The organism is Pradoshia sp. Z5_111 (assembly GCF_058267535.1).
On the sequence record NZ_JBZCPQ010000004.1, the window covers coordinates 161,484 to 177,532 of the forward strand.

A 16,049-nucleotide genomic window follows, 5' to 3' on the forward strand; every position below is an offset into this window, starting at 1 on the left:
CTTCTAATCACTAAAAATCAAACGATCCAAATTCGGATCCTCCAAATAAAGAGGACTGTTGGTCTACTGCTTCATATGTGATCTCTTCGTTCGGGTCATTACGTAGTTCAATAATATAATCAAAATCGTTCATTGTATACTCTGAATTTTGTACAAACACGTCAGGATGTTCAACAACTTTAATCGAATCAAGTCTCATGATTTCACATACAAGCTGCCAGTGCCTTTCATTGGCTCTGCGAGTTGAAACAATCCCATCCAGAATAAATAAGTTATCTTCATTGTATTCATCTTCAATTAATTGATTTCGAACAGTTTGTTTTAATAAGGTGGAAGAAACAAATAACCAACGCTTATTCGCACAAACACTTGCAGCAACAATCGATTCTGTTTTACCAACACGAGGCATACCCCTGATTCCAATTAGTTTATGGCCTTCCTGTTTAAAAAGCTCGGCCATAAAATCAACCAGAAGTCCAAGATCTTCTCTTACAAATCGGAATGTTTTTCGATCATCTGCATCTCTTTGTATGTAACGACCATGTCTGACTGCTAACCGATCTCTTAATTTCGGCTCTCTAAGTTTAGTTACTTTTATCGTATCCATTGTTTGCAGAATTGATTCCAGGCGTTCAATTTGACGATTATCCTTCGCCAAAAGAAGCATACCTCTTCTTCCCTCATCCACACCATTGATGGTTACGATATTTATGGAGAGCATTCCTAACAAAGAAGAAATATCCCCTAACAACCCGGGACGGTTAATTTTAATTTCATATTCAAAATACCATTCCTTCTTGTCCATTCCGTTCCCCCTAAGAGAAATATTTGACAAATTCCTTCAATATTTTCCCTATGTCCTATCATATCTGATTTCCAGACGAGTGAAAAGCAAAATACATAGTGTAGCAGTAAATACCTATGTATTCCATCCGCCATTTACACTGATAATCTGTCCGGTTATATAACTGGAGTCTTCTGAGAGGACAAAGGAAACTACTCCAGAGATATCCTTCGGAAGCCCCAGCCGCCCCATTGGGATTTCATCTTCCAAGTCTTTAAGCTCTTCAGAATCGAATCGATCGAGCATAGGTGTAGAAATTACACCAGGCGATACAGCATTTACTCGAATTCCAGAAGGTGCAAGCTCCTTCGCAAGTGCCTTGATAAAAGAATTCTGTCCACCTTTTACCATTGAATAAAGGACTTCACAGGAAGCACCCACTTCTCCCCAAATAGAAGTAATAGCAATGATGCTGCCAGCTTTTTTTTGTATTAACTTAGGAACAAGCCCCTTAGTTAATAAAAAGGGAGAGGTAATATGTAATGAAATCATCTGTTTGGCTCGGTCATCGGTTATATCTGTTATAAGACCAAAATGACTGTCACCGCTATTTAGTATAATCGTATCAATTTGATTAATTTCGTCAATAATTACTTGATGTCCGTCATCTTTACTTAGATCAGCCTGAATTACTTTAACCTGTATTTGATATGGCTTTAACTGATCCAAAAGCGAATTAATTCCGCTAAGATTACGGTTATAATGGAGATATAGATTCCAGCCCTCCTCAGCCAAACGCAATGCAATAGCTTGGCCAATTCCTCCGCTAGCACCCGTAATGAGTGCATATTTTCCATTCATGATAAAAACCCCTTGCCGTAAATAACACTTACAATACTTTTCATTATAAAGCTTGAAGATGAAAAGTAAAACCACCAATTGAAAATAGTCAATAGTTTCTAATAAAAGCTTCTTAAATCCTATTAAATACTTATCGTAAAACAGTGAATCAGTTACAGCTGGATAATTGTCCGTTTTGCTTGCATATAAAGAAATTTCTATATAAAAAGAGCCAAAACCATTCCGGCTTGGCTCTTACCCATTCAGGATGGAAGTATTTGAAATACTGACATTCTATCCTCATCTATTAATTCTTGTACGGCTTTATTCACTTCATCATAAGTCAAAGATTCTAATACAGTCACAACATCAAACAGCTTCATGTTATTAAAAGCATATCGTGTAAATTGATTGGCTATTGATTCAGGTGAATTCAATGACCTGAGGAAGGCACCAATCTTTTTCTTACGAATTGAATTCAGTTTTTCCTCTGTTACAATTTTTCCGTCCCGGGCCGCAAAAAGAATATTTTTTAATTCTTCCTCTAAACGATCCGGCTTATCTGTGTCACTGCCGACCATTCCAAAGCCAAATCCATATTCCTGTGTATAATCGTAGAAGAATGAATGGTCAATTAACCCTTCAGAATATAGTTTTTCATAATACTCGGAGCTTTTTCCAAACGTCATATCCAGAAAGAGGTTGATAGATAGCTCTTGTTTTAATAAATCTATCCCTTGGAGAGTTGGATTATTTGCCTTTAATCCAACCACACACTTAGGCGTTTGGACATGCATATTGGCTGATCGTTTTTTTGTGGCCACATTAGCCGGCTCTGCATCAAATTTCCGTTCGATTTCCCCACGGCTATCGAAGTTTTTCTTAGCCTGATTATCACGAACTTGCTGCATGATTGTTTCAGGATCTAATGGCCCTGTAATAAACAGAAGCATGTTGCTTGGATGATAAAATGCATTATAGCACTGATAGAGCAGTTCTTTTGTTATTCCTGAAATCGACTCAATGGTACCAGCTATATCAATTTTCACAGGATGATTATGATATAGATTTTCAATAATACCGAAATATAATCTCCAATCAGCATTATCATCATACATGGTAATTTCCTGGCCAATAATCCCTTTTTCTTTTTCCACACTTTTATCCGAGAAATATGGTTCCTGGACAAAATCAATCAGTGTTTCTAAATTTTTCTCTACATCCGTTGTACTGGAAAAAAGGTACGCTGTTCGTGTAAAAGATGTAAAAGCATTAGCCGCTGCACCTTGCTTACTGAACTGCTGGAATACATCACCATCTTCTTTTTCGAACAATTTATGTTCCAGGAAGTGGGCAATGCCGTCCGGAACTCTGGAATATTCATCTGCACCAGGCTCTTTAAAATGATTATCGATGGATCCATATTTAGTTGTAAAAGTGGCATAGGTTTTATTAAATCCTTTTTTAGGGAGGATATATACAGACAAACCATTATCCATTTTTTCGAAATATAATTCTTCCTGAAGCTGGTCAAATAGTAGTTTCTCCATTACTCACTCACCTCATCTCCGCTTAAAAAATAGATCGTATCCATTTGAATTTTTTCTCCACAGGCCACTATTTCATCCTTTGTTACCCTATCAATCGAAGACAACCAATCATCAAGTGGCGTATCAACAGCGGCAACCACATTATGATAGAGAACTTCTGTCAGACCACGGGAGGTGTCAATCGTTTCGAGCAATTGATTTTTAATAATTGCTTTTGTTTGTTCCATTTCCTGATCCGAAAATTCGCCCTTTTTCATAGCTTCCATTTGTTCTTTTATAATCGTTACTGCCTGATCATAATTTTTATTATCAATGCCGGACATAACCATTAAAAGACCTTTATGACTTTCAAGGCGTGATGCGGCATAATACGCCAAGCTTGCTTTTTCACGAACATTTATGAAAAGTTTAGAGTGTGAAAACCCACCAAATATCCCATTAAACATTTGGAGAGCAAAATAATCTCGATCGCCATAAGTGATATTTGTACGGTAGCCAATATTCAGCTTACCCTGTTTGATATCCTGCGTTTCTTTCAGTTCTTTCACTTCAACAATATCATGTTTATTATGCAGAACTCGTTCCGGTTTTCTCTCCGTGAACTGAAAGTATTCACTAGACATTTGCGTTACCCTGTCTTCATCCAAATCTCCAATCACATAGAGGTCCAATTCATCTTCGGCAAATGCTTTTTTATAATAATTGTATAAGGATTCAGGAGTGATTTCATCGACTTCGCTTAAAATCCCGTTTGCTTCCAGCCGATAATTTTCTTCCATACACATTTCCTGAGTTAAGCGTAATGAAGAATAACGCATTTTGTCATCATATACAGCCTGAAGCCTTTGTTTTAGAGCACGTTTTTCCTTTGTAACTGTCTCCGAATCAAAAGCATTTCCCTTTACATTAGGATTAATTAAAACATCATGTAAAAGCTTAAATGCTTGTTCCAACAGCGGCTCAGGCTGGGATAAAAATCGTTCATTTACCATTTCCATTTGAAAACTCATAATATGATATTCGCCTTTTTTACTAACATCTGTAAAAAGACTAGCTCCATATAATTGATCTAGATGGGAGCGGAAAGCTGTAGATGTGGGATATGCAGCTGTATTACTTTGCAGGACATTGGGCAACAAAGCTCTATATGTAACGGTTTCTTCCTTTAAAGGTGCTTTCATCTTCCAAACAAGCGTCGTTGTTTTAAATTTCTTAGTTGGTACAAAATGAATAGTAATGCCAGCTTGTTTTAGTTTAATCTCATCAATAACTGCCATATTTTTGACCTCCCTTTACTCAATGTTATGCAGGTTCTTATCCATATTGTTCGTCTCAAGGATTTTTTTTAAACCTTTAGTTTGAATATACAGGTTAAATGGAAGGTAAATCAAGGATCTGACCCTGACCTTCTTTCATTCTCTCTTCTACTTTCAAGCTAAATAAAATTGACACCGATTAGATCAGAAATAAAAAAGACAAGGACTGCTCGTATAATAGAACAGCACTTGTCTTTGTTTAAATCATGAATGAGTTTAGCTTTTAACGTTTTCCTTTGATATACGGCGTACCGGATGCTTTCGGGGCATCTGCACGTCCAATAAATCCTGTTAAAGCCAGAATTGTTAATACATATGGCAAAATTAACATATATACATTCGGAATGTCACTAAAGAATGGAAGCATTGAGCTTACGATACTTAAACATTGCGCAAATCCAAAGAATAATGCTGCGCCCATTGCACCAATTGGATGCCATTTACCGAATATCATAGCTGCAAGTGCCATAAAACCTTGTCCGGATATGGTCGCATGAGTAAAGTCTAGAGCAATAGTCGAAGCATAAATAGCTCCACCCAAAGCTCCCAAGATTCCACTTAAAATAACACCAATATAACGCATTTTATTAACGTTTATTCCCATTGTGTCAGCGGCCATTGGATGTTCACCAACTGAACGAAGGCGTAACCCAAACGGTGTTTTATAAATGGCATACCAGCAAATCACAGCTATCACGATCGCCAGGATCGAGGTTAAATAAACATCTGAGAATAAAATTTTACCCAATACAGGTATATCACTTAAACCAGGTATATCAAAACTGTAAAATGGTTCAGCAATTTTATCAGTTTGTCCTTTTCCGTATACTAATTTCACAAGGAACATACAAGCTCCAAGTGCCAACATATTAATGGCTACCCCACTGACTGTTTGGTCAGCCCTGAATGTGATTGAAGCAACTGCATGCAATAGTGAGAAAATCCCACCAACTACCATAGCTACAACTAATGAAATCCAAGGAGTCCATTCATGAAATGTATCCGCAAATGATAAGTTAAATACAATGCTTGTAAAAGCACCAACTACCATTAAACCTTCTAATCCAATATTTACTACACCAGAACGCTCAGAAAATACACCACCGAGGGCTGTCAGAATAAGTGGAGAGGCGTAAACAAGTGTAGAAGGAACAAGTATCGCTAGTATCTCTAAAAAACTCACTTATTCCACCCCCTTTTTCTTGCTAAACTTTCTCAGCATGAGACGAATAATATAACTGGATGCAACGAAGAATATGATTAAAGCTATGACTACATCAATGATTTCAGTTGGTATTCCAGTTTCCATTGGCATATTCAATGAACCATATTTCAATCCACCGAATAATAAAGCAGCAAGCACAACTCCAATCGCTGTATTGGCACCTAGTAATGCAACTGCGATTCCGTCAAAACCTACTCCTGTATGTGCTCCTTTTACACCAATATACTCGAATGTTCCAAGACCTTCCATAGCACCGGCAAGTCCTGCAAAAGCACCAGAGATCAGCATGGCATATACAATATTGCGATCTACACTGATACCTGCGTATTTAGATGCATGCTGGTTAAAACCAACAGCTTTTAATTCGTAGCCTCTTGTTGTTTTTTCTAATAAAAACCACATAATAATTGCTCCAAGAATTGCTATCGCAAATCCCCAGTGTAATCTGGAGTTAATTGTCATTTCGGCTAAAAAGTCAGAACGTAAAGATGCTGATGGAGCAATCTTTTCTGTTTTGTCCATGTTATCTGTTAAAACGTAAGAGATGATATAATTGACTACATGAAGAGAAATGTAGTTCATCATAATGGTTGTTATAACTTCATGCACCCTGAATTTAGCTTTTAAGAGACCAGGGATGAAAGCCCATAAAGCACCTGCTAAAGCAGCAACAATGACTGCAAGCGGCAAATGGATGATTTTAGGAAGGTCAGTAAATAACGTTCCGATCCATACAGCACCTAACCATCCCATTAAAAACTGGCCCTCAACACCAATATTAAAAAGTCCTGTCCTAAATGCAAAGGCAACGGCTAAACCTGCAAGAATATAAGGGCTAACCTGACGAATTGTCTCACCTATTGCATAGGAATCATAGAATATACCATCCCATAAAGCACCATAACCAGCTATCGGATCATAACCGCTGACCCACATCACAATAGCACCTGCGATTAAACCGAGCAAGACAGCTATAACAGGGATTAATAAGTTCGATAATCTTTTATACATTAGCTTCGTTCCCCGCTTCCTTAACCTTACTTCCTGCCATTAATAATCCGAGCTCCTGTTCTGTCGTTTTCTTAGGATCAACAATAGCCACAATGGAACCTTCATATATAACAGCAATACGGTCACTGACATTTAAAATCTCATCCAGCTCAAAGGAAACAAGCAATACTGCTTTCCCATGATCCCGTTGCTCAATCAAACGTTTGTGAATGAACTCAATGGCTCCTACATCAAGACCGCGTGTTGGCTGAGCAGCAATTAACAAATCAGGATTACGATCTATTTCACGAGCAATGATCGCCTTTTGCTGGTTTCCTCCAGACAAAGCTCTTGCCGGAGTATACTCACTTGGAGTACGAACATCAAACTCTTTAATTAATGTACGAGCTTTATTAAAGATATTTTTATAATTTAAGATTCCCCATTTTGAAAGTGGTTGTTGATAATATGTTTGGAGAACCATATTTTCGCCAATTGAATAGTCCAATACAAGACCATATTTATGTCGATCCTGTGGAATATGCCCAAGTCCTGTTTCTGTGATTTTCCTTGGACTTTTCTTCTGAATTTCAGTCCCGTTTATGGAAATAGTACCGGATTCTGGTTTTTTCAGGCCAGTGATCGCTTCTATCAGCTCAGATTGTCCATTTCCATCGACACCTGCAATCCCCAGTATTTCTCCTGCACGGACGGATAGGTTAAGGCTTCGAATTGCTTCAACACCACGGGAATCCTTTACGACAAGATCTTGTATATTCAATACCTCTCCACTTGGTTTTGCATCCTTCTTCACAGTTGTAAAAACGACTTCGCGCCCTACCATCAAACTCGCTAATTCATTAGGATTCGTTTCACTGACATTTACAGTACCGATTCCTTTTCCTTTACGAATAACAGTACAACGGTCACAGACTTCCATAATCTCTTTCAGTTTGTGAGTAATCAGTATGATGGATTTACCTTCAGTGATCAAATTTTGCATAATCTGTATTAACTCTTTAATTTCCTGTGGTGTTAATACGGCTGTTGGTTCATCAAAAATAAGAATGTCAGCTCCGCGATACAGAGTTTTTAGAATTTCAACCCTTTGCTGCATACCAACAGAGATATCAGAAATCTTGGCATCCGGATCAATTTTCAATCCATATCTTTCTGATAACTGCCTAACTTCCTGGGCAGCCTCTTTTAAATCAATTTTTCCACCTTTGGTGGGCTCCTTACCAAGAATAATGTTTTCTGTTACTGTGAACGTATCAACAAGCATGAAATGCTGATGCACCATTCCTATGCCCAAGTCATTTGCAATATTTGGGCTTGTAATTTTTACTTCTTTACCATTTACACGGATTTCCCCTTGTTCTGGCTGGTAAAGACCGAACAAGACATTCATTAACGTGGATTTTCCTGCACCATTTTCTCCTAACAAAGCATGAATCTCACCTTTTTTTAATTGTAAGGTGATATCATCATTTGCGACGATGCCAGGGAACTCTTTACGGATGTGCAACATCTCAATAACATAGTCCACAGTTTTTTCACTCCTTTTTCCAGAGAAGATTCATAAGTAAGATGACAAAAGAAAAGTTGCCAATCTTGTTTTAGCAACCTTTCCTTTACCATATTGCTTAAAGGTCTGATGTCAGACTGACATAAGCCAAGGTAATCGTAAGGGATAAGGAACACATCCTCATCCCTTACTAGGATGTGCTTATTTTTTTAAGAATGTTTCTAAATCTTCACGAGTAGATGGTACTTTAATTTCTCCACTCTTAATCTTTTCTTTGTATTCTGCAACTTTAGTTTTGATATCATCTGACAAGTTTTCTTGTGAAGGTGCGATATCAACCGCATCATTTTCTAAACCAAATTCAACATTTTCTCCGCCTGGGAATTTGCCTTCCTTAGCAAGATTGGATACTTCCATAACTGCCAAATCAACTCGTTTAATCATAGATGTTAATGTGACATTTTTGTCTGTACCAGGTACATCACCTAATGCTGCTTGGTCAGAGTCAACCCCAATAACCCAGATTTCTTTGCTTGGATCATTTTTAGTTATGTTAACTGCTTCTGTAAATACGCCTTTACCTGTTCCGCCGGCTGCATGGTAGATAATATCAATACCGGATTTATACATTGCTTGTGCTGTAGCTTTACCAATATCAGCTTTATTAAAATCACCTGCATATTTCACCTGAACATCTGCCTCAGGTTTAACTGATTTAACACCTGCTATAAATCCGCTCTCAAATTTTTTAATAAGTTCACTTTCTACTCCACCAATAAATCCAATTTTATTAGATTTAGTTTGCATCGCGGCTACTACACCTACCAGGAAGGATCCTTCATGCTCTTTAAATGTAATACTTGCCACGTTATCAACATCTACAACAGAATCAATTAACGCGAATTGGCTCTTAGGATTTTGCTCAGCAACTTCTGTAATGGAATCAGACAATAAGAAACCTACCCCATAAATAAGGTCAAATTTTTGTCGTACCAGCTGATTTAAGTTAGTAGTGTAATCAGCATCAGATTTGGACTGAAGGTAATCATAGCCGTTTTTGCCTTTTTCAAGATTGTTATCTTTACCAAACTGTTGTATACCTACCCAAGCAGATTGGTTAAAGGATTTGTCATCAACTCCGCCTGTATCTGTTACCATAGCAACTGTGAAATTGTCCTTACCTTCTGTTTCACTGCTGTTGCCTTTCTCTTCTTTGTTTCCACAAGCACCTAAAATTGTGCCCGCAGCCAGAACTAGTGACAATGCTATTCCAAATTTGCGTTTCTTCAAGGTCTTAACCCCCTATATTTTTTTTGGCAGTAGTTCCCTTATTTTGCGCATAAATTATGTTCTTTTGCGCAAAATATGAAAGCGAAATGTATCCGCTTTAAAGAAGTTGGCCGAGTATAGATATGGTTTGTCCTTACTATCATAGTGAGTTTGTTTTAGTAAAAGCAGAGCAGTGTCTAACTTGCAATTTAAAATAGGCGAAATCTTTTCGTGATAGCCATGTGGTTCGATATCAGCCACAGCGTATGTAATTTGTATACCGGCAGTTCTTTCCAAGACATGAAGTAATGATTCCTCTTGATAAAGAGATGGATCCGGTAACACACGAACAGGTATCTTGTCCAAGCAATAAACGACAGGTTCCCCATTAGCAGTTCTGACTCGCTCGATTACTAAAAACTTATCTTCAATTTGACAGTCGAACCTTCGCATATCTTCTTCTGTTGCACCCTCTATGAATGAGTTTAAAAAAATTGTTCCTGGTTTCATGTTTGCTTCGCGAATCATGTCTGTCACACTCTTTAATTGTTCAATTCCAGATGAGAATAAAGGAGTGGAATTCACAAAAGTACCTACCCCATGCCTGCGTATAATCACATTATCCTCTTCCAGTATTCTGAGTGCTTCTCTTAATGTCGCTCTACTCACACCGAGTATTTTGGCCCATTCAGACTCAGATGGCAATTTTTCATGCTCCTTATAGATACCGGTTCTTATGTCCTGTCTAATCTTGTCGATTACTTGCAGATATAATTGCCGGTTGTCGTGTCTGATAGACATACTCTTTTCCCCCAGGAAATTTCCCACTCTCATTCTATTGATGTTATCTACTAACCACTCATAATTTATCATGTATTACCAAAGAAAGAAATAGCTATTCACAAAAATATCATATTTTGGAAGCGTTACCTTATCCGTTTTTTTCCACAAAAATGTTGAAAAAACCACGGTATACCTGAGTTTTATTCATATAAGTCTTTTTTCCTACTAAAAAAGTTTATATATTATAAATATTCTGTTAAAGCATAAACTGACAAAAAATTTAAAAACTACCCAATTTCCACCTAATCGTCAATCTGACCGTTTGTACATGTATCTGACTTTTACTATTTTACTAAAATACCATTCATATTCTTCTTGTCTAATTAAGAAAGACAGGCTTTCATGGTCCATCCAGAAAACTATTAGCCCTTTGCTAAGCTCCTAATACTAATAGGTCCTTTAGAGATAAAGGGATAAGGACCCAAGGCCCTTATCCCTTTATCTTATTTTAAAAATGCATCAAGTTCTTTTTGAGTAGATGGTACTTTTATGTCACCGTTCTTAATTTTCTCTTTATATTCATCAACTGTTTTAAGTATATCGTCAGATAAGTTATCTTTAGTCGGTGCAATATCAACACCGTTATTTCCAAGACCAAACTCTACGTTTTTTCCTCCTGGGAAGGATTCTTCCATCGCTTGTTTTGAAACTTCTTGTACAGCTAAGTCAACACGCTTAACCATGGAAGTGAGCGTTACGTTCATGTCTGTGCCGCTGATTTCACCTTCATCAGCTTGGTCTTTATCTACACCAATTACCCATATATCCTTTTCAGGATTACTTTTCTTAATGTTTTTTGCCTCAGTGAAGACTCCTTTACCACCATTTCCTGCCGCGTGATAAATGACATCAATACCTGATTTATACATAGCTGATGCTGTTGCTTTACCAAGAGACGCATCACTGAAACTTCCTGTATATTTCACTTGTACTTCAGCATTAGGATTTACTGTTTTAACACCAGCAATAAAGCCCTTTTCAAATTTTTGAATTAGCGGGTTCTCTATTCCACCTACAAAGCCAACTTTATTGGATTTTGTTTGCATACCAGCAATAACACCTACGATAAATGAACCTTCTTGCTCCTTGAATGTGATACTTGCAACGTTATCAGCTTCAACCACTGAGTCGATAATAGCAAATTTCCCATCCGGATTTTGATCAGCTGCTTCTTTAATCGCATCCTCCATTGTGAATCCAACACCATATATTAAATTATACTTTTGGCGTACAAGCTGGTTTAAGTTTGTGGTGTAATCAGCATCTGATTCAGATTGCAGGTAGGTATAGCCGTTTTTACCTTCTTTTAATCCATTCTCTTTACCAAAAGCTTGAATACCTTCCCATGCAGATTGATTGAAGGATTTGTCGTCAATACCACCTGTGTCACTAACCATTGCGACAGTGAAATTATTTTTCTCGTTGGCCGTGCCGCCTTCATTGCTCTCCTCTTTGTTTCCACAAGCACCAAGAATGGTACTAGCAGCTAACACAAGAGACAAAGCCAGTCCAAATTTACTCTTTTTCAACATAACAACCTCCAAAATAATTAGTCGGTGCTCCATATAGTATGAGCTTTTCACTATCCTTTTACACATAACATCGTTTTAGATGAATCTGTTAAATGATTATAGAAAATACATACTTAAATGGTGCATTGTGTAGATGGGTACAATTTTTCGCTTTTGTATTATACAAATATGTACAATAAATCTTCTTATCCGGAAAAATTATTTCCTGATAATTATATATATGTTTCTAATTCAATTTTAATTTAACATGAATTTAAGTAAAAATAAATAAATTATCCTAATATAAAATTATTAATAACTTTTTGAAAAAAAACTCACTTATAAACTTTCTTTACAGTTTAAAATTCATTTATTAACATACAAAAAAAACCCAAAAGTTAGTTTTTAATCTAACTTTCGGGTTTGGTACCTATACTGCTCTTTTTATGAATTACTAGCCTGATCGAAGTCCTTAGGAACAAGCACAGTTCTTGGTTTGCTTCCTTCATACGGACCAACGACACCGCGAGCTTCCATCTCATCGATCAAACGTGCAGCCCTTGTATATCCAATCCTGAATCGTCTTTGGAGCATCGAAACAGAGGCGGTTTGCATATCAGCAATTAATTTGACGGCTTCATCATATAAGTCATCTGTTGATTCACTTACTGTTTCCTGAACTTCATCCGGGATCATATTCTCTTGATATTGGGCTCTTTGCTGAGAAATCACGAAGTCAACTACATCTTCCACTTCCTGATCTGATAAAAACGCACCTTGTACCCGTACCGGCTTTGACGCACCTACAGGCAGGAATAACATATCCCCGCGACCGAGAAGTTTTTCTGCCCCGCCCATATCTAATATGGTTCTCGAATCAATTTGGGAGGAGACACTAAAAGCAATCCGTGAAGGGATGTTGGCTTTTATAACTCCTGTAATAACATCTACAGATGGCCGCTGGGTTGCAATAATCAAATGTATGCCTGCAGCCCTTGCCATTTGTGCAAGCCTTGTTATTGCATCCTCCACCTCACTGGACGCAACCATCATAAGGTCTGCCAACTCATCCACAATGACAATAATATATGGCAATAAAGGATTTTTTTCGCCTTCTTCTAAATTTTGTCTCGTCACTAAGTCATTGTACCCCTCAATATTTCGAGTTCCTGAATGAGAAAACAACTCATAACGCCTTTCCATTTCCATAACAACTTTCTTTAATGCCTGAGCTGCTTTTTTTGGATCTGTTACAACTGGAGCCAATAAATGAGGGATTCCATTATAAACATTTAACTCCACCATTTTTGGATCAATCATCATCATTTTAACTTCATGTGGTTTTGCTCTCATGAGTACACTAGTAATGATTCCGTTAATACAGACACTTTTCCCGCTTCCGGTTGCTCCGGCTACGAGTAAGTGAGGCATTTTATTCAGTTCAGCAGAAACTGCTTCACCTGATATATCTCTACCTAAAGCAATTAATAGTTTTGAACCGCTTTTTTCAGAAGGCTGTACCTCGAGAACCTCTCTTAATGACACTACCGCCACATCTGAATTAGGCACTTCTATCCCAATCGCTGATTTACCTGGGATTGGTGCTTCAATACGTATATCCTTGGCAGCGAGCGCCAATGCCAAATCATCTGATAATGACACAATCTTACTAACCTTTACACCTACATCAGGATGCACCTCATATTTCGTAACTGCAGGTCCCAGATGAACTTGAGTGACCCTCGCTTTAACTCCAAAGCTTTTAAAGGTACTCTCTAATTTCTCAGCATTTGTATGTATTAATTCATATTCTCCACTTTGATCTGCTTTTTTTGGTGACTTCAATAGCGATAATTTTGGCAGTTTATAGTCCACATTTTCAACTTCTGTAAAAGTCATATGTGGCACAGATTCAGCAGGAGCTTCAGTACTATCATTTGGTTTACTGATCTGATCATCAGTTTTCTTTTCATCAATTTCCTCATCCAAATAGGCACGATCAGCAAAATTCGAAATAATTCTTTCTTCAAGTGTATCTTCTTTTTCTGGATTATTTCTCTCATCTTCCAGTACTGGAGATGCAGCTTGTACAGATTCACTTTTACTTTTCATCTTTTGATTTTTGTTTTTATTCTTTGTTGTTTTAGGCTCTCGAAGTTCTGCCATAAACGATTTCCACTGGCTGACGATAAATCTTCCAATCGCACCAAGTACTTTGCCAATTGAATCACTTAAGCCTTTACCTGTTATAAGAATTAAACCTGCAACAATCAATAAAAATGAAATAAATTTACTGCCGGCATCTGCAAATAAAAAATGGAAGACGGCATAAAGGATGGCACCAATCATCCCGCCGCCAAGATCAATGGTACTCGCAGTTCCCTGTAATTCCATCCAAAAGATTTCCCAGGTATTTAAAATGACACTTGGCTGGGTAAATCCATTATTAGAAGACAAATTCTCAAATAAAATAATATGTGAAGAGAGTAAGATTGCTAAAATAATGAAGTATATACCGACCAGCTGGCGTTTAAAAAAGAATGGAACCTCTCTTTTCCACATTAGGAACACACCGAAGGCCATTAAGCCAAGCAGAAGTAAAATATACCACTCCCCCATAAAGAACCTAGAAAGAAACACGAATGAAGTTCCTACTGCCCCAAGCTTTGCCATTGCAATCGCAGAAAACCCAAATATAGAAAGTCCCGATATTTCATATTTTAAGGTTGACTTTATTTGGTCACCTTTTTTGGAACGAGATTTCTTTTTTTTCTTACTCATTCGACCACCCGTATTTCATATAGAATTAAAAACGAAAAGAAAGCAGCCAACCTGGCTGCCTTTACCCCGTTCACCTTTATTATAGCATAAATAATACACACTGACCGCTATTACAGGTTGTTAATTACCGCTCCTGGCGCAAGTGTCTCAGATAAGTAATCATTTGGATCTGTACTGATAATCCGGTTAACCTTTACTGCTCCATTAGGTAATCTCTCTCCAATAAACGGGATACCATCCTTCTTAAACATTTCATGACTGGCTTGATATAATTCTTCATACATCAAAGTATCCAAAGGCATAATTGTATAAAAAGTCATACTTAATCTCCTTTCGAAGAGTCACTTTTTTCTCTTATCATTTCGTTAAGCTTGGCAATTGCAGCACCGATACCGCCAACCTCATCAATTAAGCCTGTTTTCACAGCATCTTCCCCCACTACATTTGTTCCAATATCTCTCGCAAGATTTCCTCTCGCAAACATCAAATCCTTAAAGGTGTCTTCATTGATGGCTGAGTGCTTGACCACAAAATTCACGACCCGGTCCTGCATTTTATCAAGATATTCAAATGATTGGGGTACTCCGATCACAAGTCCGGTAAGACGAATAGGATGGATTGTCATGGTAGCTGTTTCTGCAATGAAAGAATAATCACAGCTAGTTGCTATAGGGACACCGATACTATGACCTCCTCCTAAAACGATAGATACAGTTGGCTTTGATAGAGAAGCAATCATTTCAGACATAGCAAGCCCAGCTTCCACATCACCTCCAACGGTATTTAAGATAACCAATAACCCTTTAATATCAGGATTTTGTTCGATTGCCACCAACTGTGGAATAACATGTTCATATTTTGTTGTTTTGTTTTGCGGTGGCAATTGTACATGACCTTCTATTTGTCCTATAATCGTTAAACAATGTATGGTTGAATCTTTTGGTAACTGCGGTACATTGGTTTGTCCCAAAGCTTGTATCTTATCTACAAGAGCACTGGCAGCTCCCTTAGTATCATCCACTGTCTTTTCCTCATGAGGTACCTCTGACTTTTTATCCACTCTTAATCCCCCTCTACAAAAACACTCTCCCCTTTAGTATGTACAGTGGAATCTTTTCCATTCAATTTACGGGGCACTAATACATTCTAAAAAACCAAAAAAAAGAATCCTATTTTTAGGATTCTTCAGGAGAAACAATCGTTTAACACCTTAGGAGACTCAACCATGCATCAGCTGATTAAAACTTTATTACTGCCCGGTACTTCTGGTTCAAACTTTTTCAGCTGAAGTGTGTTAGTTCCGCATTATAAAGGTTTCTTTACACCTTTTACGTTACCTTAAAAACACACTGCATATTCAATTTTTATTGGTTACTCATACCCGATTTTCTATTTCGATCAATCCTGATTAT

General features: G+C 37.5%; 13 protein-coding genes. All 13 read right to left on the reverse strand.

The window, feature by feature from the left end:
• Positions 1-10: 10 nt before the first annotated feature.
• The gene (locus tag AC4D4A_RS10300) at positions 11-805 is read right to left on the reverse strand and encodes a DUF3388 domain-containing protein (protein ID WP_490995827.1); all 795 of its coding nucleotides are present in this window, start codon (positions 803-805) and stop codon (positions 11-13) included.
• A 114-nt stretch (positions 806-919) separates the two neighbouring features.
• Positions 920-1,645: an elongation factor P 5-aminopentanone reductase gene (ymfI, locus tag AC4D4A_RS10305; protein ID WP_490995828.1), complete on the reverse strand. Its 726-nt coding sequence runs from the start codon at positions 1,643-1,645 to the stop codon at positions 920-922.
• A 242-nt stretch (positions 1,646-1,887) separates the two neighbouring features.
• Positions 1,888-3,174 (reverse strand): EF-P 5-aminopentanol modification-associated protein YfmH, encoded by a 1,287-nt coding sequence (gene yfmH, locus AC4D4A_RS10310; protein WP_490995829.1) that lies wholly within the window; start codon positions 3,172-3,174, stop codon positions 1,888-1,890.
• Complete coding sequence (gene yfmF / locus AC4D4A_RS10315; RefSeq protein WP_490995830.1) at positions 3,174-4,451, reverse strand: EF-P 5-aminopentanol modification-associated protein YfmF; 1,278 nt, start codon at positions 4,449-4,451, stop codon at positions 3,174-3,176. The genes yfmH and yfmF overlap by 1 nt, the downstream gene beginning before the upstream one ends.
• 262 nt (positions 4,452-4,713) lie before the next feature.
• Positions 4,714-5,673: an ABC transporter permease gene (locus AC4D4A_RS10320; protein ID WP_490995831.1), complete on the reverse strand. Its 960-nt coding sequence runs from the start codon at positions 5,671-5,673 to the stop codon at positions 4,714-4,716.
• Positions 5,674-6,726 carry an ABC transporter permease gene (locus AC4D4A_RS10325; RefSeq protein ID WP_490995832.1) on the reverse strand — a complete coding sequence of 351 codons (1,053 nt, stop codon included), beginning with the start codon at positions 6,724-6,726 and terminating at the stop codon, positions 5,674-5,676. It abuts the gene before it with no gap.
• Positions 6,719-8,254 carry an ABC transporter ATP-binding protein gene (locus AC4D4A_RS10330; protein WP_490995833.1) on the reverse strand — a complete coding sequence of 512 codons (1,536 nt, stop codon included), beginning with the start codon at positions 8,252-8,254 and terminating at the stop codon, positions 6,719-6,721. Before AC4D4A_RS10330 ends, AC4D4A_RS10325 begins: the two co-directional genes overlap by 8 nt.
• 180 nt (positions 8,255-8,434) lie before the next feature.
• Positions 8,435-9,523, reverse strand: coding sequence for a BMP family lipoprotein (locus AC4D4A_RS10335; protein WP_490995834.1), 1,089 nt, complete (start codon positions 9,521-9,523; stop codon positions 8,435-8,437).
• A gap of 54 nt (positions 9,524-9,577) precedes the next feature.
• Positions 9,578-10,303 (reverse strand): GntR family transcriptional regulator, encoded by a 726-nt coding sequence (locus AC4D4A_RS10340; RefSeq protein WP_490995835.1) that lies wholly within the window; start codon positions 10,301-10,303, stop codon positions 9,578-9,580.
• A gap of 485 nt (positions 10,304-10,788) precedes the next feature.
• Entirely contained in the window at positions 10,789-11,874 is a 1,086-nt protein-coding gene (locus AC4D4A_RS10345; protein ID WP_490995836.1) for a BMP family lipoprotein, read from the reverse strand.
• 426 nt (positions 11,875-12,300) lie between these two features.
• Positions 12,301-14,637 carry a DNA translocase FtsK gene (locus tag AC4D4A_RS10350; RefSeq protein ID WP_490995837.1) on the reverse strand — a complete coding sequence of 779 codons (2,337 nt, stop codon included), beginning with the start codon at positions 14,635-14,637 and terminating at the stop codon, positions 12,301-12,303.
• Between the two features lie 110 nt (positions 14,638-14,747).
• Positions 14,748-14,957: a YlzJ-like family protein gene (locus AC4D4A_RS10355; RefSeq protein WP_139891216.1), complete on the reverse strand. Its 210-nt coding sequence runs from the start codon at positions 14,955-14,957 to the stop codon at positions 14,748-14,750.
• Between the two features lie 2 nt (positions 14,958-14,959).
• Positions 14,960-15,658: a ClpP family protease gene (locus AC4D4A_RS10360; protein ID WP_490996021.1), complete on the reverse strand. Its 699-nt coding sequence runs from the start codon at positions 15,656-15,658 to the stop codon at positions 14,960-14,962.
• Between the last annotated feature and the right edge of the window lie 391 nt (positions 15,659-16,049).

Bases quoted from the DNA above. Each gene is read 5' to 3' on its own strand.
- AC4D4A_RS10350 (WP_490995837.1), bottom strand. From the start codon at position 14,637: ATGAGTAAGAAAAAAAAGAAATCTCGTTCCAAAAAAGGTGACCAAATA.
- ymfI (WP_490995828.1), bottom strand. From the start codon at position 1,645: ATGAATGGAAAATATGCACTCATTACGGGTGCTAGCGGAGGAATTGGC.
- AC4D4A_RS10300 (WP_490995827.1), bottom strand. From the start codon at position 805: ATGGACAAGAAGGAATGGTATTTTGAATATGAAATTAAAATTAACCGT.
- AC4D4A_RS10325 (WP_490995832.1), bottom strand. From the start codon at position 6,726: ATGTATAAAAGATTATCGAACTTATTAATCCCTGTTATAGCTGTCTTG.
- yfmH (WP_490995829.1), bottom strand. From the start codon at position 3,174: ATGGAGAAACTACTATTTGACCAGCTTCAGGAAGAATTATATTTCGAA.
- AC4D4A_RS10340 (WP_490995835.1), bottom strand. From the start codon at position 10,303: ATGTCTATCAGACACGACAACCGGCAATTATATCTGCAAGTAATCGAC.
- AC4D4A_RS10355 (WP_139891216.1), bottom strand. From the start codon at position 14,957: ATGACTTTTTATACAATTATGCCTTTGGATACTTTGATGTATGAAGAA.
- yfmF (WP_490995830.1), bottom strand. From the start codon at position 4,451: ATGGCAGTTATTGATGAGATTAAACTAAAACAAGCTGGCATTACTATT.